Raw genomic sequence first — 23,596 nt, 5'->3', positions numbered from 1 at the left:
GCGTTCTTTTGGCTGAATTCATTCTCTTTTTCAGGGGGCTCCGCCCCCTGAGGCCCCCAGCGGCCGGGCCGCCGCAAAAAACAAAAGCGTGGCCCATTACAATGCCGGCCAAAGTCATCCCTACTGGAGCCATCATGACCACTACCGTTACGCCGGGCGCACGCCCCTCGGGCCGCGCCGTCGACGAACTGCGCGCCTTCTCCCTGGAGCGTGGCTTCACGCGCTATGCCGAGGGCTCGGTGCTGGTCAAGGCCGGTGATACCCACGTGCTGTGCACGGCCAGCGTGCTGGACAAAGTGCCGCCTTTCCTGAAGGGTAAGGGCCAGGGCTGGGTGACCGCCGAATACGGCATGCTGCCGCGCGCCACGCACACCCGCGGCGACCGCGAGGCCGCGCGTGGCAAGCAGTCCGGCCGCACCCAGGAAATCCAGCGTCTGATCGGCCGCAGCCTGCGCGCCGTGGTCGACATGGCCTTGCTGGGCGAGCGCACCCTGCACATCGATTGCGATGTGCTGCAAGCCGACGGCGGCACCCGCTGCGCCAGCATCACGGGCGCATGGGTTGCGGCGGCCGACGCCATCGCCTTGCTGATGAAGCGCGGCGACCTGACCATCAATCCCCTGCGCGACCATGTTGCCGCTGTGTCGGTGGGCATGGTCGACGGCCGCCCGGTGCTGGACCTGGACTATGTCGAAGACTCCGCCTGCGATGCGGACGTCAACGTGGTCATGACCGGCGCGGGCCGTTTCGTCGAAGTGCAGGGCACGGCGGAAGGCGTCACCTTCGATCGCGCCGAACTGGACAGCCTGCTGGCCCTGGCCGAAAAGGGCATCGCGGGATTGGTCAAGGCGCAGAAAGAAGCCTTGGCCTGAGAGGCAGGCATACGCGGTAACAGCGGCAATCTCGGAAATTGCGGGAATAGGGGGCGGCTGCGCGGCAACTTCCGCGCATTCCATCCCCCTGTGTCAAGGAATTGCCAAATATTGCCGGGATAATGGTTCTCACGTCTCACTCCCTAGAGACATGGCAGCCAAATTCCTCATGCAAAATCGCTTGCGTATCAACACGGCCCTCTCGGCCGCCTTGGTCCTGTTCGTCCTTCTGTTCGCGGTCGCCGGCACCGGCGCGATCCTTATGCTGCGCGACACGCGCGCCTGGGTCGAAACGCTGGGCCGCGACCACATCGAACGGTCGGGCGACCTGAATAACCTGGGCACGGCGGTTTTCCAGGCCCGCGCGGCGTTGACCGACGCCAAGACGTATATGGAAGGCGGCCGCATGGAAGACCGCGATCGCGAAGTGGCGAACGCGGAGAAACTGCTGGCGCAGGCGCAGAAAGCGTTTGCCCGCCTGCGCGACGTTCCCTATACCGATGCCGACGGCACGGCGCTCTACGCCGCCGTGCTCAAGACCTACGCCGACCTGGCGGACGGTTGCCTGAAGCCCATGATCAAGGCCATCCAGGGATGGAACGGCATCGAGGTCAACCGGCTTAGCGACCAGGTGCTGGGGCCCGCGTCGGCGGCTTTCGTCAAGGCGGAGAGCACGTTCCAGGCTTATGCGCGCCAACGCGGCGCGGCCGCCGTCGGCGCGGTGGCCGAGTCGCAGAACATGGCCATCTATGCGGCGCTGGGTCTGGCGTTGATCACAATCGCCTTGGCCATCGGCATCCGCATCTTCTTCCACCGGGCGATGCTCAAGCCGCTGGGCCGGGCAGGGCAGCACTTCGACCGCATCGCCAATGGTGATTTGACGCAGGCGGTGCGTGCCGGCGGCAGCAACGAGATCGGCGTGCTCTATACCGCCATGCGCCGCATGCAGGACGGCCTGACCGGCGCGGTGTCCAGCGTGCGGGGCGGGGTGGAGGGCATGCATGGCGGCGTTCATGACATCGCCCAGGCCTGTGCCGACATGTCCGACCGCAGTGCCGGCCAGGCGGCCGCCCTGCAGGAAGCGGCGGCCAGCATGTCCGAGCTGGCGGATACGGTCCACGTGACGTCGGAGAACGCGCAGGCGGCCAGCCAGCAGTCAGAGCAGGCTGCCGAACTGGCGCAGCGTGGCGGCACGGCGGTGGAGTCGGTGGTGGACGCGATGCGGGATATTTCCACCAGCGCGCGCCGCATCGCGGAGATTGTCGGTGTGGTGGACGGGATTGCCTTCCAGACCAATATTCTTGCGCTGAACGCGGCGGTTGAGGCCGCGCGGGCGGGCGAGCAGGGGCGTGGGTTTGCGGTGGTCGCGGGTGAGGTGCGTGGCCTGGCGCAACGCAGCAGCGTGGCGGCGCGGGAGATCCGAGATCTGATCCAGGAGTCGTCGGCGCGGGTGGATGCCGGGGTGCGTCAGGTGGGTGTGGCGGGGCAGACCGTGCGCGACATGCAGGACGCGGCGCATCGTGTTTCGGGCATCGTGCGCGAGATTTCCGGCGCGGCGGCGGCTCAGGCGCAGGGCGTGCAGGTGGTGAATGAAGCGGTAAGCCGGATCGAGATGACCACGCAGGAAACGGCCGCGCTGGTGCAGGATACGGCGACGTCGGCGGCCGCGTTACGGGCCCAGGCCGAGCAGCTGCTCGATGCCGTGGCGGTATTCCGGATCAATGAAGGGGCCGTTGTTGAGAACGGTGTGGTGGAACCGGGTTGGGTCCCGGAACGAGCGGCTTTAGTCCCGTCGCAGATGGTGGCTGCATTGGTGACCGCCTGATGCGGCTGAGGCAATGACCAGAAGAATAATTTTTAATGGGGGGCCCCCCATTAGCCACCGGCTTGGAGAGTTGATGGGGTTCCCCCATCAACCTCCGGCTTGAAGCATTATGGAGGGCGTCCCATTGGCTGCCCCGGTACTCGGCGGCGAGCCACAGCTGTGGCCATTGGGGCGTTAGCCCGAAGAGGGGGCCAATGGGGGCACCCCCCATTTAATTAACCCTTCGGGTTCGGCGGCGGATCACCACCCTGGCCACTGGGGCGCTAGCCCAAAGAAGGGGGCATACGGGGGTACCCCCCATTAAGCATTCCCGTTGTAGCGCTCCACGACCAGCGCGCTATTCCCGTGCTTCACTTTATGCTTCACCTGCGCCGCCGCGGAGGCAATATCCTCCGGTCGGATGCGGTCGTACGAAGCCGGTTCCACCCGTAAGGCCCCGATCCCCAAGGTGACGAAGGGGAAGAAGCGCATCACGCCATGGCGGTCTTCCGCCTCGATGCCGCCTGACGCACGTCCGGCATCGTCGTACAGATCTCGCGCCCGCAAATCGAACTGGGTAATGATGTTCTCCAGCCGCCGGTGCCAGTCGGGACTCCGCATCAGCACCACGAAATCATCCCCGCCCACATGGCCGACGAAATCCCGTTGCGGGTCGCAATGCTCGCGCACGATATCCGCGCACAGCAGAATCATGTCGTCACCGCGCCAATACCCATACACGTCATTGAACGGCTTGAAATTGTTCAAATCGCAGTAGCCGGTGACGAACTCCACCCCGCTTTCCAGCAAGGCCCCGATGTGCTGGCTGATGGGAATATTCCCCGGCAGCGACGTCAGGGGATTGGCATAGCGCGCCGCCTCGATGCGCATCTCGGTGACCGAGCGCACCAACGCTTCGCCCGTGCCCAGGCCATCGTAGCCACCATCCCGCGTCACGATGAAACCGTCCACCAGATAACGCTGGTCCTGCGAAATCAGCACATGGCTCAGCTGGTCGATAGACGCCTGCGCGTCCACCAGCACCGGCTCGCCGTTCATGAACGTCGAACAGGGGTCGCGGCCGAACAGCTCGCGCGTGTAGCGCTGGGAATAGCGGTCCGTGAAGTCGCGCCGGTTGATGATGCCCACCGGGCGGTTGCTGTCATCCACCACCGCCACGGCATGCAGCGACTTGTGCTCCCCGAACAGCCTGTGCACGTCGTCATTGGTGTGGCGGCCGTGCGACACGGCAGGCGCATCCACGCGCAACGCGGCCACGGTCGAACTGTTGTTGCGGGCCGCGCCGATGCGTTGCGGCGCCCGCCGCGCCAGCATCTGCTTGACCTCGTCGGGCACGTCCGGCACGGGCTCGACCTGTGGACGGCCCAGGAACCACCCCTGGGCATAGCGCACGCCCAGGTCCCGCACGACGGCCAGGTCCTCGGCGTTCTCGATGCCTTCAGCCACGGTCGGCGTGCCGTAGCACTGCGCCACGGCCAGCACGGCCCGCACCAGCTGCTGCTTGCGCTCGTCGCTGCTGATGCCGTCGAAGAAATAGCGGTCGATCTTGACCAGGTCCGGCTGCACCATGGCCCATAGCTGCAGGCTGGAGTGCCCCACGCCGTAGTCATCCAGCGCCACCCGCAGGCCTTGGGCACGCAGGCTGGCGAAGGCCTCCGACAAGGCGGCCATGTGGGGCGCGATCGGATCGTGCTCGGTGAGTTCAATGACGATGCGGCCGGGCTCCAGCGCCAGGCCGTCAAGAATGCGGGTGCCCATCTCGTCGCCCCAGATGGTCCAGTAATGGATCAGGGCGGACGCCGACATATTGACGAACAGATAACCCGCCGTGTCCGAGGCCTGGCCATGGAAGGCCTGCAGGCCCGTATGGGCGCTGGCCAACTCCAGCTGCGGATGGACGCCCTGGCGCCGCGCCTCGGAAAACAGGCGCTCCGGCATATGGAAGACGGTGTCGGCGGGTCCGCGGATCAGGCTTTCATGGCCGTAGACGCGGCCCTGGGTCAAATCCACGACGGGCTGGAAGTGCGCCGTCAGGCGCTTGCCGCGCAGGATATCGCCAAGGGAGGTCGGCCCGGACCGCGGCGCAGGGGAAGGCGAGCCAGCGGCCGGAACAGGACCGGGGCCGGCGAGAGAGGTAGTACCGGATACAAACATTCGGACGATGCTTCGTTGCGCAATGGCGCTATGGTGTGCCGGGAATGTTTCGTGAACGTTTCAGAGTGTGAACATACGACAGAAACTCGCGAAGGATCATCCCGGGCCTGGCAAATAGCCGGTCCACGGGCAGGCAAGGCCCGGCGGCACGGCGGGCGATACACTACCACCACCTTTGAACGGCGGTCTGGATATTTCATTTGTGCAGACTGCCAGCAACGTTCTCCACATTTGCGTCCATGACAGCCATCTTTCCCCCCAGCCTGCCGCCGTCCGCCGCGCCGGTCGCCGGCGCGCTTCCTTCCCGTGTCGTCCTGGCATCCGGCAACGCCGGCAAGCTGCGCGAGTTTTCCGCGCTGTTCGCGCCGCTGGGCATGGAATTGATTCCGCAAGGGCAGTTGGGCGTTCCCGACGCGGAAGAACCCTATGGCACTTTCCTGGAAAACGCCCTGACCAAGGCGCGTCACGCCAGCCGCCTGACGGGCCTGCCGGCCATCGCGGACGACTCCGGCCTGTGCGTGGACGCCCTGGGCGGCGCCCCCGGCGTCTATTCCGCCCGCTACGCCAGCATGCAGGGCGGCGAGAAATCCGACGCCGCCAACAACGCCTTGCTGATACAGAGCCTGGCCGGCCAGTCCAACCGGCGCGCCTGCTATGTGGCCTTGCTGGTGATGGTCCGTTCCGAACACGATCCGCGTCCCTTGGTGGGCGAGGGCATCTGGTGGGGCGAAATCGTCGACGCGCCGCGCGGCGACCACGGATTCGGCTACGATCCGTACTTCCTGCTGCCGCCCCAGGGGCAGACCGCGGCCGAACTGGATCCGGCCGAGAAGAACCGCCTGAGTCACCGCGCCCAGGCCCTGCGCCAATTATTGGAAAAGCTGCGGCCCGGCGTGGCCTGATCCCGGCCGCCATCTCCGCCATTCACGCCGCCGTTACCGCCGCCGTTCAAGTCGTTCATGTCCATTTCCATACCCATCCGCAGCGTCGGTGCTCCCGCGCCTTCCCGTGCGCCCACGTACCCGTCGGGCAAGTCTTCCGGCCTGACCAGCCTGCCGCCGCTGTCTCTATATGTGCACGTGCCCTGGTGCGTGCGCAAGTGCCCGTACTGCGACTTCAATTCGCATGCGGCGCCCGCCGGCGAATTCCCGGAACGCGCTTACCTGGACGCGCTGCGCAGCGACCTTGAACAGTCCTTGCCCCTGATCTGGGGGCGCCAGGTCAACACGGTGTTCATCGGCGGCGGCACGCCCAGCCTGCTGTCGTCCGCCGGCATGGATGAGCTGCTGGCGATGCTGCGGGCCTGTCTCAACCTGTGGCCGGACGCCGAGATCACCATGGAGGCCAATCCCGGCACCGCCGAGGCTGGCCGCTTCAAGGACTACGCGGCCAGCGGCGTCAACCGCCTGTCGCTGGGCGTGCAGACCTTCGACGATGCGCAATTACGCGCGCTGGGCCGCATTCACGATGCCGACCAGGCCCGCGCCGCCATCGCCATGGCGCAGGACGCCTTCGCCCGCGTCAACCTGGACCTGATGTTCGCCTTGCCCGGGCAGAGCCTGGACGCCTGTAGGCAGGACGTGCGGGAGGCCATCGCCTTCGGCACGGAGCACCTGTCGCTGTACCACCTGACCATGGAGCCCAACACGGTCTTCGCCAAGTTTCCGCCGCAATTGCCGGATGACGATGCGTCGGCCGCCATGCAGGACGAGGTCGAGGCCCTGGCCGCCGCTGCCGGCCTGCAGCGCTATGAGGTGTCGGCCTACGCCCGCCAGGGGGCGCGCTGCCGCCACAACCTAAATTACTGGGAATTCGGCGACTACCTGGGCATCGGTCCGGGCGCGCACGGAAAACTGTCATTTCCCGACCGTATCGTGCGCCAGGCCCGCGTAAAAGGGCCGGAGTCCTGGATGGCGCGCGCCATGGCGCGCGACGGCAGCCACATCGCGGACGCGACGGAGGTGACGGCGGACGACCTGCCTTTCGAATTCATGCTCAATGTCTTGCGCTTGAAAGAGGGCGTCCCGACGATGTCTTTCGCCGAAAGAACGGGCTTGTCGCTGGCGGTCATCGCGCACCAATTGGAGGCGGCCACCCAGCGCGGCTTGCTCGATCCCGATCCCATGCGCCTGAAGGCGACGCATCAAGGTTGGGCATTTCTTAACGACCTGCAGGAACTCTTTCTGGGTTAATGCACCATAATGGAACTATCTATGCACCATTTTGGACACCACTTTGGTGCATAGTTCAGAAGAAGGCCTACGGGATAGCCAGGGGCTACCTACTTGGCAACTTGGCACAGATATTGCTTTTACCCCTGTGCCAGTCGAGTTGCAGCACTCGACCCTTTATCAAACGGAGATGACATGGCAAGCGAGAAAGAAGTCCTGAAACAGATTCAAGACCTGGAAGTCAAGTTCGTGGACTTCCGGTTCACCGACACCATGGGCCGTGAGCACCACGTGTCGGTGCCGGCTCATGTGGTTGACGAAGACAAGTTTGAAAGCGGTCATGCTTTCGACGGCTCCTCGATCCCGGGCTGGAAGGGCATTGAAGCGTCGGACATGCTGCTGATCCCCGACGCTACGTCGGCTCGCGTCGATCCGTTCATGGAAGAGACCACGCTGGTGCTGACCTGCGACGTCGTCGAACCGTCCGACATGAAGGGCTACGACCGTGACCCCCGCTCGCTGGCCAAGCGCGCTGAAGCGTATCTGAAGTCCTCCGGCCTGGGCGACACCGCCTACTTCGGTCCGGAACCCGAATTCTTCGTGTTCGACGGCGTGACCTGGAACACCGACATGTCGGGCACCTTCGTGAAGATCAAGTCCGAAGAAGCTCCGTGGTCGACCGGCCTGGAATTCGAAGGCGGCAACATGGGTCACCGTCCGCTGGTCAAGGGCGGCTACTTCCCCGTGCCCCCGGTCGATTCGTTCCAGGACATGCGTTCGGAAATGTGCCTGTTGCTGGAGCAACTGGGCGTTCCCGTCGAAGTGCACCACCATGAAGTGGCCGCTCCCGGCCAGCTGGAAATCGGTACCAAGTTCAGCACGCTGGTGCAGCGCGCCGACTGGAACCAGATCATGAAGTACGTGATCCACAACGTGGCCCATGCCTATGGCAAGACCGCCACCTTCATGCCCAAGCCCGTCGTCGGCGACAACGGTTCCGGCATGCACGTGCACCAGTCGATCTGGAAGGACGGCCAGAACCTGTTCGCGGGCAACGGCTACGCCGGCCTGTCGGAATTCGCGCTGTACTACATCGGCGGCATCATCAAGCACGCTCGCGCGCTGAACGCCATCACCAACCCCGGCACCAACTCGTACAAGCGTCTGGTTCCGCACTACGAAGCCCCGGTCAAGCTGGCTTACTCGGCTCGCAACCGTTCGGCCTCGATCCGTATCCCTTACGTGGGCAACCCGAAGGGCCGCCGTATCGAGACCCGCTTCCCGGATCCCCTGGCCAACCCGTACCTGGCTTTCTCGGCGCTGATGATGGCCGGCCTGGACGGCGTCCAGAACAAGATTCACCCCGGCGATCCGGCCGACAAGAACCTGTACGACCTGCCGCCGGAAGAAGATGCGAAGATCCCGACCGTCTGCTCGTCGCTGGATCAAGCGTTGGAAGCCCTGGACAAGGATCGCGAGTTCCTGACCCGTGGCGGTGTGTTCAGCAACGAAATGCTCGACGCCTACCTGGCCTTGAAGGAACAGGAAGTGCAACGTCTGCGCGTGACGACGCACCCGGTCGAGTTCGACATGTACTACAGCCTGTAATTTTTCAGCCTGTAATTTCCCTGTTGTCCCGGAGGGCAGCCTGCTGCTAGGCAAGGGCGGTGTACCGTTTAACGGTACGCCCGCCCGCGCCCTGACGGGCGCAAGAAACGATGAACGTAGACGCCTTCGAACTTCTCGCCACTGCCGTCCTGCTGGTGGATGCGCAAGGCCACGTCGTATATGCCAACACCGCCGCGGAAGATCTGTTCAGCCGCTCGCGCAGGCAGATGACGGGCCAACCGGCAGCACTCCTATTCGACGACCGCGAACAGCTGCAGTCGTCCATCGACCAAGGCATCAAAGGTATCTTCTCCGACGCGCGCCAGCTGTCTTCGCTGCGCCGTGGCGGTGAATCGGTCACCGTGGTGGTTTCCACGGTGTCGTTGACCGGGCAGCCCTGGCCCGTGTTGATCGAAGTACGCGAGATAGAACAGCGCGTGCTGGCCGATCGCAATCATCGTCTGATCGACGAAATCGAAACTCACAGAGAATTACTGCGCAATCTGGCCCATGAGGTGAAGAATCCCCTGGGTGGACTGCGCGGCGCGGCCCAGCTGCTGGAAGCGGAATTGCCCGATCCGTCGCTGGTCGAATACACGCAGGTCATCATTTCCGAGGCCGACCGCCTGCAGGCGCTGGTCGATCGGCTGATCGGGCCGCAACGCGTGCCGCTGAACGCCAAGCCGGTCAATATCCACGAGGTCTGCGAGCGCGTCAGCGCCCTGATCCAGGCCGAGTTCCGTGAAGGCGTGAGCATCGTGCGTGACTACGACGCGTCCATGCCGGATGTGCCGGGTGACGCGGCCCGCCTGATGCAGGCGGTGCTCAACGTGGCGCGCAATGCCGCCCAGGAGCTGGCCATCCAGGCGCCGGGTGAAGATGTGCCACCGCCGCAGATCATTCTGCGCACGCGCGTGGCGCGGCGCGTCATGCTGGCGCACCGGCAGCACCGCATGGCCCTGGTGCTGTCCATTATCGACAACGGTCCCGGCGTACCGGAACAGATCCGTGACCGTATTTTCCATCCGCTCGTCACCGCGCGTCCCGGCGGCACCGGCCTGGGCCTGAGCCTGGCGCAGGACTTCGTGCAGCAGCACGGTGGCATTATCGAATTCGAATCACGTCCCAGGCACACGGAATTCCGCCTGGTATTGCCGATGGAACCCGCATGAAACCTGTTTGGATCGTAGACGACGACCAGGCCATCCGCTGGGTGCTTGAAAAAGCGCTGGCGCGGGCTGGCGTGACCACCCGCAGTTTTTCGCAGGCGGCCGATGTGCTGGCCGCTCTGGAAACCGAAACACCTGCCACGCTGGTGTCGGACATCCGCATGCCGGGCGGCAACGGCCTGGATCTGCTGCGCAAGATCAAGGACAGCCATCCGGCGCTGCCGGTCATCGTGATGACCGCTTTCGCCGATCTGGACAGCACGGTATCGGCTTTCCAGGGTGGGGCTTTCGACTACCTGGCCAAGCCTTTCGACGTCAATGAAGCTGTCGCGCTGATCCAGCGCGCGGTGCAGGAAAACGCCGACGCGGACCTGGCCCAGACCGCGGCGCCCAGCGAGCCGGGCGCCGAACGCTGGATGATGACGCAGTCCGCGTCCACGTCCATGCAGGAAGTCTTCCGCGCCATTGGCCGCCTGGCTCAGTCCAAGGTGACGGTGCTGATCACCGGCGAGTCGGGCACCGGCAAGGAGTTGGTGGCGCGTGCCCTGCATGGGCATGGCATCCGCGCCAATGGACCCTTCGTGGCGCTGAACGCCGCGGCCATTCCGCGTGACCTGCTGGAGGCCGAACTGTTCGGCCACGAGCGGGGGGCTTTCACGGGCGCCAACAACCTGCGTCGCGGGCGCTTCGAGGAAGCCAACGGCGGCACCTTGTTCCTCGACGAAATCGGCGACATGCCGATCGAATTGCAGACGCGCCTGCTGCGGGTGCTGGCCGAAGGCAGCTTTTATCGGGTCGGCGGCGCGCAGCCGGTGCGAGTGGACGTGCGCATCGTCGCCGCCACGCACCAACCGCTGGAACAGCGTGTGGAGCAGGGCCTGTTCCGCGAGGACTTGTTCCATCGCCTGAACGTGATCCGTCTGCGCCTGCCGCCCTTGCGCGAACGGGTCGAGGACATTCCCAATCTGGCGCAGCACTTTTTGACGGTCAGCGCGCGCGCGCTGGGCGTGCCGGCCAAGCGGCTTACGCCCGATGCGCTGGCCGTGCTGACGCGTTTCGACTTCCCGGGCAATGTCCGTCAGCTGGAGAATTTCTGCCACTGGCTGACCGTCATGGCGCCCGGCCAGACCATAGACCGGCAGGACCTGCCGCCCGAAATCCGCGCGGTAGAGCAGCATGGCGCGGGCGAGGGCACCACGCGTCTGGCCGCGTCGGCATCCGGTGCCACGGCCGAGGCCGCGCCGCAGAGCTGGCAGGATTCCCTGCTGCGCGATGCGCAAAGCCGCCTGGACCGGGGCGAGCCGGCCATCATGGCCACCTTGACGCGCCAATTCGAACGCATCCTGCTGCAAACCGCGCTGGATGCCAGCCGCGGACGCCGTGTCGAGGCCGCTTCGCGCCTTGGCATCGGGCGCAATACCATCACGCGCAAGCTGCGCGATCTGGGTATCGAGGACGAGTGATGTGCCGGAGCGGCTGCCATGCAGCCGCTCGGTGACCCCTCGGTCACCCCTAAGCCGCGGCCGGCAGGCCCTCCGTCAGGGTCATGCACAGCCGCTCGGACTCCAGCTTCTTCAGCCACCACTTCAGGGCCTGTCCCTGCACAGGCGCGCGCCAGGCGTATAGCAGGCGTTCGCTGCCGAACTTCTGTTCCTGCGTGACTTTCTCCACCAGCAGGCCCTGCGCCAGGTACACGCCGGCCAGCGCGCGCGGAACGTAGCCGCAACCCAGTCCACGAATCTGCGCATCGATCTTGCCCTGCATGGTCGGCATGACGATCCGTTGCTGCTGGTCCAGCAGGTTGCGGGTGGCTGGGGGCAGGGCGCGCGCGGTATCGGCCACCACCACGGCGCAGTGGGCGGTGATGTCCGCTGGCGTGAGGGGGTGTTCCACCTGCGCCAGCGGATGGTGGGGCGCCACGCAGAAGGCGAAGCGCGCCTCGCCCAGGGGCCGCGACTCATAGCGGCCCGGCGGCGCCGTGGACGCATCGGCGCCTATCACCAGGTCGGCCCGGCCTGACGTCAACGCATCCCAGGAACCGCTCAGCACCTCGCTGGAGAAGCGCAGCTTGGTGTCGCTGCCCAGGGCCTGGAATTCCTCGATGAGGTCATAGATGGGGTGCCACGCGACGATGGCGCCCACGGCGATGCGCAGCTCCAGCTCCCAGCCGGTGGCGATGCGGCGGACCCGCCGCGCCAGGTCTTCCAGCGATTGCAACACCACCCGGCCGTCCTCCAGCAGAGCAGTGCCGGCCGGCGTCAGGACCGCGCGGTGGCCGCTGCGGTCGAACAGCAGCACATCCAGCTTGTCCTCCAGGCGCCGCACGGCATAGGTGATGGCCGACGGCACCTTGTCCAGCTCGCGCGCCGCGCGGGCGAAGCTGCCCGTGCGGGCGATGGCGTCCAGCATGACCAGCAGTTCGGGGGTGATGGGCGGGCCGGTGGGCGTGTCGGCGGAAACGGAGTCTGGAAGGGGGCGGGCCATGGGGTGGGGACGTGGTGGCGGCAGCTGTCGTTAAAAGTCATTCAAATTTATTGAATGATGTCGTCAAAACCACGCAGCCGCAAGCCCTCCGCTGAAGCCCAGAATACGTTTCATAGCAGTTCAACAACAAAACGAGTTCAACGGTTCAACAGAACAGGAGTCATCGACATGCTTACCATCCGTCGCAGTGAAGAACGCGGTTACGCCGACCATGGCTGGCTCAAGAGCCATCACACCTTTTCTTTTGCCGACTACTACGATCGCAACCATATGGGCTTCGGTCCGCTGCGCGTGATCAATGATGACCATATCGGCGCCGGCCGCGGCTTCGGCACGCACGGCCACCGCGACATGGAAATCCTGACCTATGTGCTGGAAGGCGCCGTGGCCCACAAGGACAGCATGGGCAACGGTTCGACCATCCGTCCGGGGGACGTGCAAAGGATGAGCGCCGGCCGCGGCGTGTTGCACTCGGAGTTCAATCCGCAAGCCGACCAGGGCACACATCTGCTGCAGATCTGGATCGAACCTGATGTCACGGGTATCGTGCCGGAATACGAGGAAAAGCGTTTCGAGGAAGCCGACAAGCGTGGCCGCCTGCGCCTGGTGGCGTCGCCTGACGGTGCCGAGGGTTCGGTGCGCATCCACCAGGACGCGAAGCTGTATGTCGGTCTGTTCGAGGAAACCGAAAAGGCCGAGCTGACCCTGGGTTCGGGGCGGCGCGCCTGGATCCATGTGGCGCGTGGCAGCGTGGTGATCAACGACCAGGCGCTGAAGGCGGGCGACGCGCTGGCGGTGCAAGACGAAAGCCGTCTTGAAATCAGCCAGGGCGAGGGCGCTGAAGTGCTGGTGTTCGATCTGCCGTAATCGAGGGGAATGGGGGCAACCCCATTCGCCCCCTTCCTTGGGCTGACGCCCCAGTGGCTGCGCTGAGGATACGCCGTCCTCGCGGACTGCGGTTCGCTGCCGCTTGATCCTTATTCGACCTTCTCTTACTGGAATTCGCCATGTCCACCCTGTCCCACGATCCTTTGTCCGCCATTGAAACCATCGTGGTGCCGCGCACCAGCGACCTGGGTGGCTTTGAAGTCCGGCGTGCGTTGCCGTCGCTGCAGAAGCGTACTGTCGGCCCTTTTGTGTTCCTTGACCAGATGGGGCCGGCAATGTTGGCGGCGGGCCATGGCATCGATGTGCGGCCGCATCCGCATATCGGCTTGTCCACCGTGACGTATCTGTACGAAGGCGCCATCGTGCATCGTGACGGCGTGGGCCATGTGCAGACCATACTGCCGGGCGAGGTGAACTGGATGACCGCTGGTCGCGGCATCGTCCACTCGGAGCGTTCGTCGGTGGAGAGCCGCGCGCAGCCGCAAGCGCTCGCCGGCTTGCAAGCCTGGGTGGCCTTGCCGAAGGCGCAAGAGGAAACCGATCCCGGCTTTGTCCACTATGGCCGCGAGCAGCAGGCCGAGGCGGAAGGCGAAGGCGTGCGGGCGCAGATCATTGCGGGGTCGCTGTTCGGGCAGACCTCGTCGGTGCGGACGTTGTCACCGCTGTTCTTCGGTGATGTGCGGATGGACGCGGGGGCGCGCGTGCAGTTGCCGGCCGAGTACGAGGAACGTGCGGCCTATGTGACCAGCGGGGCCGTGGAGATCGATGGCCAGGTCCATGAAGCCGGCCGGCTTATCGTGTTCAAGCCGGGCTGTCCCGTGGAGCTGCGGGCGCAGGGCGAGACGCGCGTTGCCCTGCTGGGCGGCGAGCCTTTGGATGGCCCGCGCCATGTCTGGTGGAATTTCGTGTCCAGCAGCGCCGACCGCATCGCCCAGGCGCGCGACGAGTGGACGCGCGACCGCTTCGCCCAGACCGTGCCCGGCGATGAAACGGAATATATTCCGGCGCCGGAATTGAAGCGCCTCTGAGCGGGCGTGCGCCGGCACAGCGCGTGCTGCCGGATCGGCTTCTACGGTTCTGTTCCGGGCAGGGGGCCTGACTCGGACGGTGCAATGCAGGGGAGTCGACATGGGCTATTCGATATCAAGGTCTGGACTGGCGGCGGGGCTGGCAGCGGCACTGGCAGTCGTGCCGGCCGCCGGGCTTGCGGCGGGACCGGCGTCGATGGATGCGATGCGTTGGCACCAGCGCGTGGTGCTGGTGTCGTCGTCCGACGCCGCCGATCCCAACATCGCTGCCCAGCGCCGAATCCTGGACGAGTGGAAAGCGGAAGCGGCCGACAGGGACGTCATCCTTGTGCAAGTGGCCGGCTCCGCGGTCGAGGGCACGACGGATTCCGCCGCCGGACTGCGCAAGCGCTACGAGCTGCCGGCTAGCGGCTTCCAGGCGCTCTTGATCGGCAAGGACGGCCACGTCGCGCTGCGATCGGCCCAACCCATCCCCGCCGCCACCCTGGCCGGCGCGATCGACGCCATGCCGATGAGGAAAGCTGGGCAGCGGTGAGGCGCCGGACGCGTGAAGCCGCCCTCCAACAGGTGATGCTGCGCGGGAACGAAGTTCACGCAGGCACCCGACGACCGGTCTCAAGCCGCTGACTGGCGGCCGCGCGCGTGCGCCGCGGCGCGGCGTTCCGCCAAGGCCTCGCGCCGGATGAAGTCGGCCACGCCGGCATCGGCCGGGTGTTCGTGCAGGTTGTAGGGGGTGTCCCATTGCGCCAAGCGGCCGTCGCGCATGATGCCGATGCGGTCCGCGATGGCGAAGGCTTCGGCCTGGTCATGGGTGACCAGCAAGGCGGTCAGGCCGGTTTCCTTCAACAGGTCGCGCAGCTCGAAGGCCAGTCGCTCGCGCGAGTCGGCGTCCAGATTGGAAAACGGTTCGTCCAGCAGCAACAATTCAGGCGCGGGCGCCAGGGCGCGCGCCAGGGCCACGCGCTGCTGCTGGCCCCCGGACAGTTCATGCGGATAGCTGCCGGCCAGCGCTTCCAGACCGACCAGCGCGAGCATCTCGCGCACCCGTTCGCGCTGTTGCGGCTTGGACTGTCGGCGCAGGCCGAAGGCGACATTGCCGGCGACATCCAGATGCGGGAACAGGGCATAGTCCTGGAACATCATGCCGACGCGGCGGCTTTGCGGGGCCACGCTGCTATCGGCGCTGGACAGCAGCGTTCCATCCAGGCGGATATGGCCGCGTCGCACAGGCTCGAACCCCGCGATGGCGCGCAACACGGAAGTCTTGCCGCAACCGGACGGGCCCAGCAGACTGCCCAAATGCCCGCGCTCCAGCGTCAGGCTGAGCGCGTCGACGACCACGCGCGGTCCCGTCGCCGTGTCGTAGGCGAGTTGCAGTTGATCGAGTTCAAGCAGGGCAGTCATGATGGGTCAGGTCGTCAGGTCGATGGCGACGATGAATGCGACGTAAACGGTGTGGGCGGAGGCGGCGCCTTGGCGCGCGCCATCGGCGCCGCCTGCGCCCGCGCCAGCAGGATGACGGGCAACAGGCCGGCCAGGACGATGCCCAGGGCGGCCACGGCGCCTTCTTCATACGTACCGCGGGCGGCCTCCGCATACAGCCACGTCGCCAAGGTGTCGAAATTCATGGGGCGCAACAGCAAGGTGGCGGGCAGCTCTTTCATGGCGTCGACGAAGACCAGCAAGGCAGCCGTGGCCAAGGCCGGGCGCAGCAAGGGCAGATGCACGCGCCGCAGCGTGCCGCCCGCGCTTTCTCCCAGCAGGCGGGCGGCCTGTTCCAGGGAGGGCGGGATGCGGGCCAGGCCCGCCTCGATGCTGCCGGCGGCGATGGCCAGGAAGCGGATGGCGTAGGCGATGACCAGCGCGCTCATGGAACCCATCAGGATCTGTCCGCTGCCCAGGCCCAGCCAGCCCAGCACGTCGTCAAACAATGCCAGCGGCGTCAGCAGGCCGATCGCGAGCACCGTGCCGGGGATGGCGTAGCCCAGGCTGGCGGCGCGCGGGCTCCAGGCCAGCAGTCCGGCGCGCGCACTATCGCGCACCCGGCGCGCGGCCCAGGCCACCACCAGCCCGCACACCAGGGTCACGAGCGTGGCGGCGGCCGCCACGGTCAGCGTATTGCGGGCCGCGGCGGCCAGCTGGCTGGACACGCCGTCGACCAGATGCAGGCGTTTCTGCGTTTCCCACAACAGATACAAGACCGGCGCGACGAAACCCAGCAGCACGGGCAGGGCGCCCAGCGCGCAGGCGCTCCAGGCGCGGGCGCCGCGCAGGCGCAGCGCCTGTATGGGACGCGGCCGCTGCGTGGCGGCGTAGCGCTGGCGCCGCCGACCGCGTCGTTCCAGCAGAATCAAGGCCAGCACGCAGGCCAGCATGGCCAGAGCGATTTGCGCCGCGCCGGCCAGGTCGGAGCGCGTGACCCACGTCGTGTAGACCGACACGGTCAAGGTCTGCACGCCAAGGAATTCCGACGCGCCGATATCGTTGAGCGTTTCCATCAACACCAGGCTGATGCCCACGGCCAGCGCCGGCCGTGCCATCGGCAGGGCCACGCGCCAGAAGGCGCCCCATGGCCCGCAGCCCAGGGTGCGAGCGGCCTCCAGGACGTTGGCGGCCTGCGTCATGAACAGCGCACGCGTGCTCAGATAGACATAGGGGTACAGCGCGAAGCTGAGCACGAAAATCGCGCCAGGCAGCGACCGCAGATCGGGCAGGCGGAACTGGCGCGGATTGTCGAAGCCGAGCAGCGCGCGCAGGGCCGTCTGCACCGGGCCGATCGGATGCAGCAGGTCCAGATAGGCGTAGGCCAGGATATACGTCGGCACCGCCAGCGGCAGCAGCAGCGCCCAGGACAGCAAACGCCGCCCGCGAAACTCATAGGCGCTGACCAGCCAGGCGCTGGCCACGCCGATCAAGGTGGTAAGCGCGCCGACGCCAGCCAGCAGCGCGCCGGTATTCAGCGTCGCTTGCGGCAGGACGTGGCGGCCGAGATGAGCCCAATGCGCGGTGTCGCCGCTCAGGGCCCATCCGGCCAGCGCCGCGAGCGGCGCGCATACCAGCAGTGCGATCAGCACCGCTGCCCAAGACCAGGGCATGACAGGCAGATGCAAAGATTATTGGTCGAAGCCGACCTTGTCGACCAGCTCGCTGGCTTGCTTGCGATAGCGGGCGATATCGGCCACCGGCAGCTTGTCCACGTTGAGCGGCCCGAAGGAGGCGACCACGGGGTCCAGTTGCACGCCGGCGCGCACCGGATATTCATAGTTGGCCTGGGCGTAGAGGGCCTGGGCCGGCGCCGACACCAGATACTCCAGCAGCTTGACCGCGCCTTCCTTGTGCGGCGCGTGGCGTGCCACGGCGGCGCCGCTGATGTTGACGTGCGTGCCGTTGCCCTGGATGAAGGTGGGACGGATCACCTTGATGGCGTCGCCCCACTTGCGGCCGTCGCTGCCAGCTTCGGCATTCTTCATATGGCCCGCGTAATAGGCATTGGCGATGCCGATATCGCAGATGCCGCCCAGGATGTCGCGCGCCACGTCGCGGTCGCCGCCGGTGGCCTTGCGGGCCAGGTTGGCCTTGACGCCGCGCAGCCATTTTTCCGTGGCGGCCGCGCCGTCGTGGGCGATCATGGCCGCGACCAGGCCCGTGTTGTAGGGGTGCTGGCCGGCGCGGATGCACACCTTGCCCTTCCATTTCGGATCGGCCAGGTCTTCATAGTGGAAGCTGGACAACGCCAGGTTCTTGTCGGCGTAGAGCACGCGGTCGCGCAGGGACAGGGCATACCAGGCACCGCCCGCGCCACGCAGGTTGATCGGCACCACGGATTCGAGTTCGGCTGACGGGGCGGGCTGCGTCACGCCGCCATCCACCAGGTCCATCAGGTTGCCGATGTCCACCGTCATCAATACGTCGGCGGGAGATTTCTCGCCCTCGGTCTTGACGCGTTCCAGCAGCCCGTCCTTGACGAACACCGTGTTGACCTTGACACCGCTTTGCTTGGTGTAGGCGTCCAGCAGGGGCTGGATCAACTTGGGTTCGCGCGTCGTATAGAGCGTGACTTCATCGGCGGCGTTGGCGGGCAGGGCGGCGGCGGCCAGCGCGAGCGTGGCGAACAGCGGCGCAAGGCGGGGGAGGGAGCGGGACATCGAGATCTCCTGACGATCGTGCCGCGCGGGGGCGGCAGGGGCTGAGAACCGCGTCACCGGCGCTCCGGTGACAAAAGCGCGGTAACGACTGCGCGGTAACGAAAACGATTCTCATAAAAGCGCAGGCCGCAAGATAGCAGGAAGTCAGATTTCGTTCAACTAACTGTAAGGTGTGGTTTTTTGTCGGCTGAGATATTTCCGAAAATTGATCGCTGTCCCTGGTGCAGCGCGTCATTTGGCGGTTTTCCGCATAAGTACATTCCGATTCCATCTAAGGGAATGGGGCCAATGAGAACGTTTATCATCAAAAAGCGTTAAAATCGGTGATTCCTTTAATGGCTGGTCGCGTCTTTTCCGCGCCAGCCGGCGGCGACGGCTCCAAGGAGTTGCCGCGACGCATTTTCCTATCCGCGCATCTCCCTATTCGATATGGCAGCCTTCAACACCGAGCGCGTCTTGAGCGTGCACCACTGGAACGACACCCTTTTCTCCTTCAAGACCACCCGCGACGCGGCGCTGCGTTTCCATAACGGCCATTTCGTCATGATCGGCCTGGAAGTGGAAGGCAAGCCGCTGCTGCGCGCGTACAGCATCGCCAGCGCGAACTACGAAGAGAACCTGGAATTCCTCAGCATCAAGGTGCAGGACGGTCCGCTGACGTCGCGCCTGCAGCATTTGAAGGAAGGCGACACGATCCTGGTCAGCCGCAAGCCGGTTGGCACCCTGGTCGTGGACGACTTGAAGCCCGCCAAGAACCTGTATTTGTTCGGCACGGGTACCGGTCTGGCGCCTTTCATGAGCATCATCAAGGATCCGGACGTCTACGAACGTTTCGAGAAAGTCATCCTGGTGCACGGCGTGCGCTGGGTCAGCGAGCTGGCGTATGCCGACTACATCCAGAATGAACTGCCCGCCAATGAGTTCTTCGGCGACATGGTCAACGGCAAGCTGATCTATTACCCCACCGTTACCCGCGAACCCTTCCGCAACCAGGGCCGCATCACGGAGCTGGTCGAAAGCGGCAAGCTGTTCGAGGACATCGGCCTGCCGCCCATGAATCCACAGGACGACCGTGCCATGCTTTGCGGCAGCCCGCACATGCTGGCCGACATCAGCGCCATGCTGGACAAGCGCGGCTTCGTCGTCTCCCCGGGCGTGGGCCAGCCGGGCGACTACGTCGTCGAACGGGCGTTCGTCGAGAAATAAGCTGACGGGAAGCAGGTCGGCGCCAGGCCCGCGCCTGGCCTGGTTTGGCTTAGCGAGTCAGCACAAAAAAAGAGCATCCGCTTGCGGATGCTCTTTTGTTTTGACGCTTACTCCGGCTGGATCCCGGCCTGTTTGATGATTTCCGCCCATTTCTTCGACTCGCTCTTCTGGAAGGCGGCCAGTTCGGTGGGCGTGGACGTCTCCGCGACGGTGCCGGTCAACTTGTAGAACTGTTCGGCCGCCTGGCCCTTGGTGGCTTTCACCAAGAGATCATGCAGCTTCTGGACCACCGCGGGCGGGGTGTTCGCGGGGGCATAGGCGGCGAACCAATAACCCATTTCGTAGCCGGGGACGCCGGACTCGGCGATGGTCGGCACGTCGGGCGCCAGCGGCGAGCGTTGCTGGGTCGTCACGCCCAAGGCGCGCAGCTTGCCGGCTTGTACCTGGGGCAGGCCCGTGGCGGTGTCGGTGATCATCATGGTGATCTGGCCGCCCAGCAGGTCGGTCACCGCCAGCGGATTGCTCTTATAAGGCACGTGCAGCAGCTTCACATCCGCCATCTGCTGCAGCAGTTCTCCCGCTATGCGGCTGCTGGAACTGCCGCTGCCGAAGCTGAGCGTGCCCGGGTTCTTGCGCGCGGCGGCCAGGAATCCCTGCACGTCCTTATAGGGCGCGTCGGGCCGCAACACCATGATCTGCGCGCCTTTGCCCAGCAGGGTCAGCGGCGCGTAGTCCTTCACGGGATCGTATTGCAGCTGCTTGTACAGATGCTCGTTGGCGGCATGCGTGGTGTTGGTGGTGATCAGCACGGTATAGCCGTCGGGCGCGGCCCGCGCGACCGCCTGGGCGCCGATCATCGCACTGGCGCCCGGCTTGTTCTCAATGATGACGGCCTGGCCGGTCTCGTCGGTGACGCCCTTGGCGATGGCCCGGCCGATCTGGTCGGTGGCACTGCCCGGCGCGAACGGCACCACGAAGGTGATCTGGTGATTGGGGAAGTCGGCGGCTTGCGCCTGGGGCGCCACGGCGGCGCCAGCCACAAGCAAGGCCAACACCCGCAAAGAGGGGAATCGCATGGTTGTCTCCATTGTGATTATTTATGTATGTGCGATCACTATAGGTAGCCGCCGACCATCCGTGAAATCGAAAAAAAGGATGAATTCATAGAAAAAGCCGATGTGTCATTTCAAGCACGGTGGCAAACCTTTTTCGCTCATCGGTTACCACTAGCTAGCCCAGCCGCGGGGTGTGGCATCCGTGGAGCCATCCGAGGGGCTAGTAGAGGCGCCTTTCAGCCCCCGGGTCTTTCGGATGCAACTATTGATGATTAAACTTCGATAGACTAAGAGTTAAATCCGCCAACCTTTTTCGAGGATCCACCATGACCAAGCAAATCATCCATACCGCCGCCGCGCCCGCAGCCGTGGGTCCTTATTCGCAGGCGGTGGCCGTGAATGGCGGCAAGACCGTGTACCTCTCGGGCCAGATCGGCCTGGAGCCGGATACCGGTGAAATGGTGTCCGAGAACTTCGAAGCCCAGGTGCGCCAGGCCTTCGAAAACATGCAGGCCGTGATCAAGGAAGCGGGCGGCACCTTGGAAAACATCGTCAAGCTGACTCTGTTCCTGACGGACCTGGGCAAGTTCGCCGCCGCCAATGCCATCATGGCCGAGATCATTCCGCAGCCGTTCCCGGCCCGTTCCACGGTGGGCGTGGCCAGCCTGCCCAAGGGCGCCCAGTTCGAGGTCGAAGCGATCCTGGTCATCTAAAGGTCCCGATCGATATCCTGCAGCGGGCGCTTGCCAGGCCCGCGGAAGCTTCCTCCGACATGCCAGTTTCAGCGGCCTCCCGCAAATCCACTTCTTCGGCCGAGGGCGAATCCGCCACCGTCGCCGACGAGAATTCGACTTCCCCGGCCGCCGGCAAACCTGCCGCGCGCCGTGGCAAGTCCGCGGGCGCGAAGGATAAAACCGACGCCAGGAAAGCCGACGCCAGGAAGGCGGACGGGGCCCCGCGCTCGGATCTTGAACGGCGTCTGCGGACGCTGGGCCTGACCACGCCCATGGACCTGGCGCTGCATCTGCCCTTGCGCTACGAGGACGAAACGCGCGTCACGCCCATCGCGGCCTTGCGCCCGGGTTATCCGGCGCAGGTCGAAGGCGAGATCACCCGTTGCGAAGTCACGTATCGACCGCGGCGCCAGTTGACCGCCGCCATCGCCGATGAGTCCGGGGAACTGCAGCTGCGCTGGCTGAATTTTTATCCCAGCCAGCAGAAGCAGCTGACCGTGGGCAAGCGCCTGCGGGCGCGGGGCGAGGTGCGGGGCGGCTTCTTCGGGCGCGAGATGGTGCATCCGCGCATGGCGGTGGCCGACGCCCCCTTGGCCCAGTCCCTGACGCCGGTCTATCCGACCACGGAAGGCCTGCAGCAGCCGGTGCTGCGCAAGGCCATCACGCAGGCGCTGGCGCAGATCGACTTGACCGATACCTTGCCGGACGGGGTGCGTGAACGCTACGAACTGGAAGCGATCGACGCGTCCATCCGGCTGCTGCATGCGCCGCCGCCTGGCGTCAGTGAAGATGCCTTGATCGAACGGGCGCATCCCGCCTGGCTGCGGGTCAAGTTCGATGAGTTGCTGGCGCAGCAATTGTCGCTGGCGGCGGCCCGCGCCGCGCGGCGCGCCAACCGGGCCATGCCGCTGCCGGCCACCGCTGCCAAAAAGGGCCTGGTTGCGCGGCTGTACAGCGTGCTGCCGTTCAAGCTGACGGGGGCGCAGGAGCGCGTGGTGGCGGAAATCCGTGCCGACCTTGGCCTGGGCTATCCCATGCATCGCCTGCTGCAAGGCGACGTCGGCAGCGGCAAGACCGTGGTGGCGGCCATCGCGGCGGCGCAGGCCATCGAAGCCGGCGCGCAGGTAGGCCTGATGGCGCCGACCGAAATTCTGGCGGAACAGCATTTCCGCAAGCTGGTCGACTGGCTGCATCCGCTCGGTGTACGCATCGAGTGGCTGAGCGGCAGCGTGGGCGCCAAGGCGCGCCGCGAGGTTACGGCGGCCGTGGCCGCCGGCACCGTCGATCTGGTGGTGGGCACCCAGGCGCTGATCCAGGACCATGTCGAATTCGCGCGGCTGGGTCTGTCCATCGTGGACGAGCAGCATCGCTTCGGCGTCGGCCAGCGGCTGGCGCTGGCGCGCAAGGGCGAAGCGCCTGGCGAGCGGCTGGTCCCGCATCAGCTCAATATGAGCGCCACGCCCATTCCACGTACCTTGGCCATGACGTTTTTCGCGGACCTGGACGTGTCCGTCATCGACGAGCTGCCGCCTGGCCGCACCCCCGTGGTGACCAAGCTGGTCAGCGATGCCCGCCGTGAAGAGGTCATCGCGCATATCGCACTGGCCGCGCGTCAGGGCCGGCAAGTCTATTGGGTCTGTCCGCTGGTCGAGGAAAGCGAGGCGCTGGAATTGCAGACCGCGGTCGATACGCATGCGGCCTTGTGCGCGGAGTTGCCGGATCTGCGGGTGGGCCTGGTGCATGGCCGCCTGGCGCAGGCCGACAAGGCCGAGGTCATGCGCGCGTTCCGCACGGGCGAGGTCGACGTGCTGGTCGCCACCACGGTGATCGAAGTGGGGGTCGACGTGCCCAATGCCTCCTTGATGGTGATCGAGCATGCCGAACGCTTCGGCCTGGCCCAGCTGCATCAATTGCGCGGACGGGTAGGGCGGGGCACGGCGGAATCGGTGTGCGTGCTGCTTTATGCGACGCCGCTGTCCGCCATCGCGCGGGAGCGTCTGCGAGCGATGTTCGAGACCGCCGATGGTTTCGAGATCGCGCGGCGCGATCTGGCGCAGCGTGGGCCGGGCGAATTCCTGGGTACACGGCAGTCCGGCACGGCGCTGCTGCGCTTTGCCGATATCGAAGTCGATGCCCGCATCGCGGAACAGGCGCGCGAAGCCGCGGCTTTGCTGCGCAGCGAGTATCCAGCGGCCGCCGAGGCGCATCTGGCGCGCTGGATGCGTGGCCGCGAAGATTTCTTACGAACCTGAGTCCA

General features: G+C 65.6%; 18 protein-coding genes and 1 pseudogene. 13 read left to right on the top strand and 6 right to left on the bottom strand.

Annotated elements, in window-relative coordinates; all coding sequences use genetic code 11:
- The first annotated feature begins 134 nt into the window (after positions 1-134).
- A complete protein-coding gene (gene rph, locus ASB57_RS08900; protein ID WP_057651899.1) occupies positions 135-872 on the top strand; it encodes a ribonuclease PH in 738 nt (245 codons plus the stop codon).
- 169 nt (positions 873-1,041) lie between these two features.
- Positions 1,042-2,697 (top strand): methyl-accepting chemotaxis protein, encoded by a 1,656-nt coding sequence (locus ASB57_RS08895; RefSeq protein ID WP_197425005.1) that lies wholly within the window; start codon positions 1,042-1,044, stop codon positions 2,695-2,697.
- A gap of 300 nt (positions 2,698-2,997) precedes the next feature.
- Here ASB57_RS08895 and ASB57_RS08890 read toward each other — a convergent pair whose 3' ends face one another.
- The gene (locus tag ASB57_RS08890; RefSeq protein ID WP_082621475.1) at positions 2,998-4,851 is read right to left on the bottom strand and encodes an EAL domain-containing protein; all 1,854 of its coding nucleotides are present in this window, start codon (positions 4,849-4,851) and stop codon (positions 2,998-3,000) included.
- Positions 4,852-5,090: 239 nt separating this feature from the next.
- Here ASB57_RS08890 and rdgB point away from each other — a divergent pair, with 239 nt between their 5' ends.
- From rdgB to ntrC, 5 genes are all read left to right on the top strand, one after another.
- Complete coding sequence (rdgB, locus tag ASB57_RS08885) at positions 5,091-5,753, top strand: RdgB/HAM1 family non-canonical purine NTP pyrophosphatase (protein ID WP_082621474.1); 663 nt, start codon at positions 5,091-5,093, stop codon at positions 5,751-5,753.
- A 57-nt stretch (positions 5,754-5,810) separates the two neighbouring features.
- The gene (gene hemW / locus ASB57_RS08880; protein ID WP_057651897.1) at positions 5,811-7,043 is read left to right on the top strand and encodes a radical SAM family heme chaperone HemW; all 1,233 of its coding nucleotides are present in this window, start codon (positions 5,811-5,813) and stop codon (positions 7,041-7,043) included.
- Positions 7,044-7,217: 174 nt separating this feature from the next.
- Entirely contained in the window at positions 7,218-8,630 is a 1,413-nt protein-coding gene (gene glnA / locus ASB57_RS08875) for a type I glutamate--ammonia ligase (protein WP_057651896.1), read from the top strand.
- Positions 8,631-8,740: 110 nt separating this feature from the next.
- Positions 8,741-9,802, top strand: coding sequence for a nitrogen regulation protein NR(II) (gene glnL, locus ASB57_RS08870; protein WP_057651895.1), 1,062 nt, complete (start codon positions 8,741-8,743; stop codon positions 9,800-9,802).
- The gene (gene ntrC / locus ASB57_RS08865; protein ID WP_057651894.1) at positions 9,799-11,262 is read left to right on the top strand and encodes a nitrogen regulation protein NR(I); all 1,464 of its coding nucleotides are present in this window, start codon (positions 9,799-9,801) and stop codon (positions 11,260-11,262) included. The genes glnL and ntrC overlap by 4 nt, the downstream gene beginning before the upstream one ends.
- Positions 11,263-11,311: 49 nt before the next feature.
- Here the strand turns inward: ntrC and ASB57_RS08860 are convergent, their stop codons facing one another.
- On the bottom strand, positions 11,312-12,283 hold the full coding sequence (locus tag ASB57_RS08860) for a LysR family transcriptional regulator (protein WP_057651893.1): 972 nt from the start codon (positions 12,281-12,283) through the stop codon (positions 11,312-11,314).
- A 168-nt stretch (positions 12,284-12,451) separates the two neighbouring features.
- On the opposite strand from ASB57_RS08860, the gene ASB57_RS08855 reads away from it, so the two are divergent.
- From ASB57_RS08855 to ASB57_RS08845, 3 genes are all read left to right on the top strand, one after another.
- Positions 12,452-13,150 carry a pirin family protein gene (locus tag ASB57_RS08855; protein WP_057651892.1) on the top strand — a complete coding sequence of 233 codons (699 nt, stop codon included), beginning with the start codon at positions 12,452-12,454 and terminating at the stop codon, positions 13,148-13,150.
- Between the two features lie 140 nt (positions 13,151-13,290).
- Positions 13,291-14,199 carry a pirin family protein gene (locus ASB57_RS08850; protein ID WP_057651891.1) on the top strand — a complete coding sequence of 303 codons (909 nt, stop codon included), beginning with the start codon at positions 13,291-13,293 and terminating at the stop codon, positions 14,197-14,199.
- 100 nt (positions 14,200-14,299) lie between these two features.
- Complete coding sequence (locus tag ASB57_RS08845) at positions 14,300-14,734, top strand: DUF4174 domain-containing protein (RefSeq protein ID WP_057651890.1); 435 nt, start codon at positions 14,300-14,302, stop codon at positions 14,732-14,734.
- A gap of 80 nt (positions 14,735-14,814) precedes the next feature.
- Here ASB57_RS08845 and ASB57_RS08840 read toward each other — a convergent pair whose 3' ends face one another.
- From ASB57_RS08840 to ASB57_RS08830, 3 genes and pseudogenes are all read right to left on the bottom strand, one after another.
- The gene (locus ASB57_RS08840) at positions 14,815-15,603 is read right to left on the bottom strand and encodes an ABC transporter ATP-binding protein (protein ID WP_057651889.1); all 789 of its coding nucleotides are present in this window, start codon (positions 15,601-15,603) and stop codon (positions 14,815-14,817) included.
- 98 nt (positions 15,604-15,701) lie between these two features.
- A pseudogene (locus tag ASB57_RS08835) lies at positions 15,702-17,294 on the bottom strand (ABC transporter permease); the annotation flags it as partial.
- A gap of 18 nt (positions 17,295-17,312) precedes the next feature.
- Complete coding sequence (locus tag ASB57_RS08830) at positions 17,313-18,344, bottom strand: Fe(3+) ABC transporter substrate-binding protein (protein WP_057651888.1); 1,032 nt, start codon at positions 18,342-18,344, stop codon at positions 17,313-17,315.
- A gap of 429 nt (positions 18,345-18,773) precedes the next feature.
- Between ASB57_RS08830 and ASB57_RS08825 the strand changes: the two genes are divergently transcribed.
- Positions 18,774-19,550 carry a ferredoxin--NADP reductase gene (locus ASB57_RS08825; RefSeq protein WP_057651887.1) on the top strand — a complete coding sequence of 259 codons (777 nt, stop codon included), beginning with the start codon at positions 18,774-18,776 and terminating at the stop codon, positions 19,548-19,550.
- A gap of 107 nt (positions 19,551-19,657) precedes the next feature.
- Here the strand turns inward: ASB57_RS08825 and ASB57_RS08820 are convergent, their stop codons facing one another.
- Positions 19,658-20,626, bottom strand: coding sequence for a tripartite tricarboxylate transporter substrate binding protein (locus tag ASB57_RS08820; RefSeq protein WP_057651886.1), 969 nt, complete (start codon positions 20,624-20,626; stop codon positions 19,658-19,660).
- Between the two features lie 305 nt (positions 20,627-20,931).
- On the opposite strand from ASB57_RS08820, the gene ASB57_RS08815 reads away from it, so the two are divergent.
- Together ASB57_RS08815 and recG are read left to right on the top strand one after the other, a co-directional pair.
- Positions 20,932-21,318, top strand: coding sequence for a Rid family detoxifying hydrolase (locus ASB57_RS08815; RefSeq protein WP_057651885.1), 387 nt, complete (start codon positions 20,932-20,934; stop codon positions 21,316-21,318).
- A gap of 59 nt (positions 21,319-21,377) precedes the next feature.
- Positions 21,378-23,591 (top strand): ATP-dependent DNA helicase RecG, encoded by a 2,214-nt coding sequence (recG, locus tag ASB57_RS08810; protein ID WP_082621472.1) that lies wholly within the window; start codon positions 21,378-21,380, stop codon positions 23,589-23,591.
- The last annotated feature ends 5 nt before the right edge of the window (positions 23,592-23,596 follow it).

The organism is Bordetella sp. N (genome assembly GCF_001433395.1).
Taxonomy (GTDB): Bacteria; Pseudomonadota; Gammaproteobacteria; order Burkholderiales; family Burkholderiaceae_B; genus Bordetella_C.
Note: the sequence above shows the minus strand (reverse complement) of the source record. Positions and strands in the feature narration are given on the sequence as shown.

What these genes read in the sequence shown, in the direction of transcription:
- rdgB (WP_082621474.1), top strand. Translation starts at nt 5,091, where the DNA reads ATGACAGCCATCTTTCCCCCCAGCCTGCCGCCGTCCGCCGCGCCGGTC.
- recG (WP_082621472.1), top strand. Translation starts at nt 21,378, where the DNA reads ATGCCAGTTTCAGCGGCCTCCCGCAAATCCACTTCTTCGGCCGAGGGC.
- ASB57_RS08815 (WP_057651885.1), top strand. Translation starts at nt 20,932, where the DNA reads ATGACCAAGCAAATCATCCATACCGCCGCCGCGCCCGCAGCCGTGGGT.
- glnL (WP_057651895.1), top strand. Translation starts at nt 8,741, where the DNA reads ATGAACGTAGACGCCTTCGAACTTCTCGCCACTGCCGTCCTGCTGGTG.
- ASB57_RS08825 (WP_057651887.1), top strand. Translation starts at nt 18,774, where the DNA reads ATGGCAGCCTTCAACACCGAGCGCGTCTTGAGCGTGCACCACTGGAAC.
- ASB57_RS08840 (WP_057651889.1), bottom strand. Translation starts at nt 15,603, where the DNA reads ATGACTGCCCTGCTTGAACTCGATCAACTGCAACTCGCCTACGACACG.
- glnA (WP_057651896.1), top strand. Translation starts at nt 7,218, where the DNA reads ATGGCAAGCGAGAAAGAAGTCCTGAAACAGATTCAAGACCTGGAAGTC.
- ntrC (WP_057651894.1), top strand. Translation starts at nt 9,799, where the DNA reads ATGAAACCTGTTTGGATCGTAGACGACGACCAGGCCATCCGCTGGGTG.
- rph (WP_057651899.1), top strand. Translation starts at nt 135, where the DNA reads ATGACCACTACCGTTACGCCGGGCGCACGCCCCTCGGGCCGCGCCGTC.
- ASB57_RS08820 (WP_057651886.1), bottom strand. Translation starts at nt 20,626, where the DNA reads ATGCGATTCCCCTCTTTGCGGGTGTTGGCCTTGCTTGTGGCTGGCGCC.
- ASB57_RS08855 (WP_057651892.1), top strand. Translation starts at nt 12,452, where the DNA reads ATGCTTACCATCCGTCGCAGTGAAGAACGCGGTTACGCCGACCATGGC.
- ASB57_RS08890 (WP_082621475.1), bottom strand. Translation starts at nt 4,851, where the DNA reads ATGTTTGTATCCGGTACTACCTCTCTCGCCGGCCCCGGTCCTGTTCCG.
- hemW (WP_057651897.1), top strand. Translation starts at nt 5,811, where the DNA reads ATGTCCATTTCCATACCCATCCGCAGCGTCGGTGCTCCCGCGCCTTCC.
- ASB57_RS08845 (WP_057651890.1), top strand. Translation starts at nt 14,300, where the DNA reads ATGGGCTATTCGATATCAAGGTCTGGACTGGCGGCGGGGCTGGCAGCG.
- ASB57_RS08895 (WP_197425005.1), top strand. Translation starts at nt 1,042, where the DNA reads ATGCAAAATCGCTTGCGTATCAACACGGCCCTCTCGGCCGCCTTGGTC.
- ASB57_RS08860 (WP_057651893.1), bottom strand. Translation starts at nt 12,283, where the DNA reads ATGGCCCGCCCCCTTCCAGACTCCGTTTCCGCCGACACGCCCACCGGC.
- ASB57_RS08830 (WP_057651888.1), bottom strand. Translation starts at nt 18,344, where the DNA reads ATGTCCCGCTCCCTCCCCCGCCTTGCGCCGCTGTTCGCCACGCTCGCG.
- ASB57_RS08850 (WP_057651891.1), top strand. Translation starts at nt 13,291, where the DNA reads ATGTCCACCCTGTCCCACGATCCTTTGTCCGCCATTGAAACCATCGTG.